The sequence below is a fragment of the uncultured Agathobaculum sp. genome (genome assembly GCF_963927765.1).
Classification (GTDB): Bacteria; Bacillota; Clostridia; order Oscillospirales; family Butyricicoccaceae; genus Agathobaculum.
The window spans coordinates 1-4,088 of sequence record NZ_CAWVCU010000123.1; the positions used below are offsets into that span (position 1 = coordinate 1).

A 4,088-nucleotide genomic window follows, 5' to 3' on the forward strand; every position below is an offset into this window, starting at 1 on the left:
CCGGTATCAACGGCCTTCATGCCGCGCACCAAACCGTCCGTGGACTCCATCGCGATGCAGCGCACGGTATCCTGACCGATGTGCTGCGCAACCTCGACCGTGATGACACAGCCGTTGTTGTCGATCGTGATGGCGCTCAGCAGCTTGGGCAATGCGTCGGCAGCAAATTTAATGTCCAGCACCGGTCCGATAATCTGGACAACGGTGCCAATATTCTGCTCACTCATTGGCAAAACTCCTAATTCGTATCGTCCTATGCGCCGACTTCGCCCGAACCCGCAACGATCTCGGTGATCTCCTGCGTGATGGCTGCCTGACGTGCACGGTTATAGGACAGATTCAGATTTTCGATCATCTCGCTGGCATTGTCGGACGCAGCCTCCATCGCCATGCGGCGCGCGGACTGCTCGGAGCAGTAGCTTTCCACCACCGCGCCGTACAGCACACCGTACAGGTATTCGGGAATGATCGCGTCGAACACTGCCTCGGGAGAGGGATCGTATTCGGTCAGCACACGCGCGCCCGACGTCTTTTCGCCTTTTTCGCTACGCTCAAAGCTGGCAGGCAGCAGCTGGATGCACTTGGGCTCCTGCTGCAAAGGCGAGACAAAGCGGGTGTAGCAGAGGAACACCTCGTCCACCTGCCCGCCGCGGAACAGGCCGAGCATACGCTCGACGATCTCATGCGTGTCGCTGATTTTCATAGTTTCGGCAATGCCCGGATAATCCGCCGCAACCGGCCAGTCGCGCTTGGCGTAATACTCCTGCGCCTTTTTGCCGATCGTGACGATCTGCGCCTTTTTGCTCTCCATCTCGGCAGCTGCCAGCTTGAACAGGTTGGCGTTGTAGCCGCCCGCCAGACCGCGGTCGCCCGCGATGACGATATACAGGCTGTTCTTCACCGGGCGGCGGCGCGTATAAACCGAGTCGCCGTCCCGCGTTTCCGCAGCCAGCCGGGTGATGGTTTCATACATCGTGTTGAAATAGGGCCGCGCGGCCAGCGCGCGCTCCTTGGCGCGGCGCATTTTGGAAGAGGCCACCAGCTCCATTGCCTTGGTGATCTGCATGGTGGACTGCACCGACTTGATGCGGCGCTTAATGTCCTTCATGTTTCCGGAAGCCATTGTTCAGTCCCCCTTCCGCCTTAATGCTCGGAAAGGAACTTTGCTTTGAATTCCTCGATCGCTTTCGTCAGCTTCTCCTTGATGTCGTCGTCCATCTGCTTGGTCGCACGGATGGTCTCGGGAACGTCGCCATAGACACCGTCGATAAACGCAAACAGCTCTTTCTCGAACTCGGCCACTTTATCCGCCGGAATATCAAGCAGCTGACCGGAAATAACCGCAAAAATAATGATAACCTGCTTTTCGACCGGGATCGGGCTGTTCTGCGGCTGCTTGAGCACTTCTACGATGCGCTCGCCCTGATTCAGACGCTTCTTGGTGTCCGCGTCGAGGTCGGAGCCGAACTGCGAGAACGCCTGCAGCTCGCGGTACTGCGAGTACGCCAGCTTCAGGGTGCCCGCAACCTTCTTCATCGCCTTGATCTGCGCGTTGCCGCCGACACGGGATACCGAAATACCGGGGTTAACCGCCGGACGGATACCGGAGTTGAACAGCTCGGTCTCAAGGAAGATCTGGCCGTCCGTAATCGAAATGACGTTGGTCGGGATATAAGCCGAAACGTCGCCCGCCTGCGTCTCGATGATCGGCAGCGCGGTCAACGAACCGCCGTCCTGGATGTTGGCTGCGCGTTCCAGCAAACGGGAATGCAGATAGAATACGTCGCCGGGGTATGCCTCACGTCCTGGCGGACGATGGAGCAGCAAGGAAAGGGCACGATAAGCCACTGCGTGCTTGGACAGATCATCATAGATAACCAGCACGTCCTTGCCCTTATGCATAAAGTACTCACCGATCGAGCAGCCCGCATACGGCGCGATATACTGCAGCGGCGCGGACTCGGATGCGGTCGCAGCGACAATGCAGGTATAATCCATAGCGCCGTTCTGCGCCAGCGTCTCAGCCACCTGTGCAACCGTCGAACGCTTCTGGCCGATGGCTACATAGATACAGATAACGCCCGTACCCTTCTGGTTGATGATGGTGTCCAGACAGATCGCGGTCTTACCGGTCTGACGGTCACCGATAATCAGCTCACGCTGACCGCGGCCGATCGGGATCATGGAGTCGATCGCCTTGATGCCGGTCTGCAGCGGCACATTAACCGGCGCACGCTCGATGATGCCCGGCGCGGGGCTTTCGATCGGGCGCGACTCGGTGGTATGGATCGGGCCCTTGCCGTCGATCGGCTTGCCCAGCGCGTCCACAACGCGGCCGAGCATGGCCTCACCCACCGGCACCTCTACGATGCGGTTTGTGCGTTTTACCGTGTCGCCCTCACGAATATCCTGATCCGAACCCAGGATTACGGCGCCGACCAGATCCTCCTCGAGGTTCTGCGCCATGCCGTATACGCCGCCCGGAAATTCGAGCAGCTCACCGGACATGCAGTTTTCCAGACCGTGAACATGCGCGATACCGTCACCGACGGTGACAACCGTACCGACGTCGGTCAGCTTGATCTGGCTCTGGTAGTGCGTGATCTGCTCTTTGATAATATTGCTAATCTCTTCGGGGCGTAATTCCATAAAGTCACCTACTTCCTTACGCGATAGTATTGGTCAGCCGTGCGGCAATCTCGCTCAAACGAGTGCGCAGGCTGGTGTCGAACTGCTCGTTTCCGAGCTTTACGACAATGCCGCCGAGGATGCTTTCATCCACCGACGTTTCGAGCACCACCTGTTTTCCGGTGACGGCGCTCATCTTTGCTTTCAGCTTTTCGGTCAGTGCTTCGCTCATCGGCTTTGCCGTGACCGCATGCACCTCCACGATGCCGTTTTCAAAGTAATACTGTTCTTTATACGCCTGATACATGCTCTGAATCAGACCGACGCGGCCCTTTTCCGTAATCAGCATCAGGAAATTGAGCAGGAATTCCTCAATTCGCCCTTCAAACACCTTGCGCAGAACATTCTGCTTGTCCTCCAGCGCAATGGACGGCGTCAAGAGCATCTTGAGGAAATCAGGCTCACGCTTGAACACCTCGCAGACCGCGGCAAGCTCATCGAGATAGGCTTTTTCCTTTTTCTCGTCCGCAGCCACTTCATACAGACTCAGCGCATAGCGTTCGCTTACAATATCAGCCACCTGCGCTCACCCCACCTTGTCGATGAACTCTTCGATGAAACGCTCATGATCGGCATCCTTGATGTCGCGTTCGACAACCTTGGAGGCGATCATAACAGAAAGGCTTGCGACCTCGTCCTTGAGCTCGTTCATGGCCTTCTTGCGCTCCTGCTCGATGGTGTTCTCGGCCTTCTTCATCATGGCAGCGGCCTGCTGCGAGGACTCCTTGAGGATCTCCTCACTGCGCACAGTCGCGCGGCGGGTGGCGGAACCGACGATCTCGGCAGCTTCCGCCTTGGCCCTGGACAGGCGCTCGGTGTATTCGCTTCGCATCTGCTCGGCCTCGGTCTGTGCCTTTTCCGCATTGGAATAGATCGCCTGCACCTCTTCCTCGCGTGCAGCAAGCATTTTGCGCACGGGCTTAAACAGGAACTTCTTGATGATGGCAAATGTAATCAGCGTATTGCACATCGTCACAAGGATCTCCCACCAGCCAATGCTGACAAAGGCCTGATATATCGCTTCCGACACTGTTTTACCTCCTTCCCCAACGGAAGATAAATCCGTTCATCCTATTATCGCCAGACTGCTTAGAACTGGCCGACAAACGGGTTGGCAAACAGCAGGATCAGCGCGATAACCAGCGCGTAAATACCGGTGGACTCGGCCATAGCGATACCGAGAATCATGGTACGGGTGATATCGCCCTGCGCTTCCGGCTGACGGCCGATGGCGGCACACGCCTGACCTGCGGTGTAACCTTCACCGATACCAGGGCCAAGACCTGCGATCATCGCCATACCGGCGCCGAGGGCGGACATACCTGCTACAAATGCTTTGGGATCCATACTTTTTTCCTCCTGAAAATGTTGTTGTTCAAAATTTGAGAATGGATTCGGTT

5 protein-coding genes and 1 pseudogene are annotated in these 4,088 nt (G+C 57.0%); all 6 read right to left on the minus strand.

What is annotated here, in order from left to right:
* Nucleotides 1-227, minus strand: a pseudogene (locus ABGT74_RS11205) (F0F1 ATP synthase subunit beta); the annotation flags it as partial.
* A 26-nt stretch (nucleotides 228-253) separates the two neighbouring features.
* Nucleotides 254-1,123: an ATP synthase F1 subunit gamma gene (gene atpG, locus ABGT74_RS11210; protein ID WP_346705546.1), complete on the minus strand. Its 870-nt coding sequence runs from the start codon at nucleotides 1,121-1,123 to the stop codon at nucleotides 254-256.
* Nucleotides 1,124-1,143: 20 nt separating this feature from the next.
* Nucleotides 1,144-2,649 carry a F0F1 ATP synthase subunit alpha gene (gene atpA / locus ABGT74_RS11215; RefSeq protein WP_346705547.1) on the minus strand — a complete coding sequence of 502 codons (1,506 nt, stop codon included), beginning with the start codon at nucleotides 2,647-2,649 and terminating at the stop codon, nucleotides 1,144-1,146.
* Nucleotides 2,650-2,665: 16 nt separating this feature from the next.
* A complete protein-coding gene (gene atpH / locus ABGT74_RS11220; protein WP_346705548.1) occupies nucleotides 2,666-3,208 on the minus strand; it encodes an ATP synthase F1 subunit delta in 543 nt (180 codons plus the stop codon).
* 6 nt (nucleotides 3,209-3,214) lie between these two features.
* The gene (atpF, locus tag ABGT74_RS11225) at nucleotides 3,215-3,718 is read right to left on the minus strand and encodes a F0F1 ATP synthase subunit B (protein WP_346705549.1); all 504 of its coding nucleotides are present in this window, start codon (nucleotides 3,716-3,718) and stop codon (nucleotides 3,215-3,217) included.
* A 59-nt stretch (nucleotides 3,719-3,777) separates the two neighbouring features.
* A complete protein-coding gene (gene atpE / locus ABGT74_RS11230) occupies nucleotides 3,778-4,035 on the minus strand; it encodes an ATP synthase F0 subunit C (protein WP_125116447.1) in 258 nt (85 codons plus the stop codon).
* Between the last annotated feature and the right edge of the window lie 53 nt (nucleotides 4,036-4,088).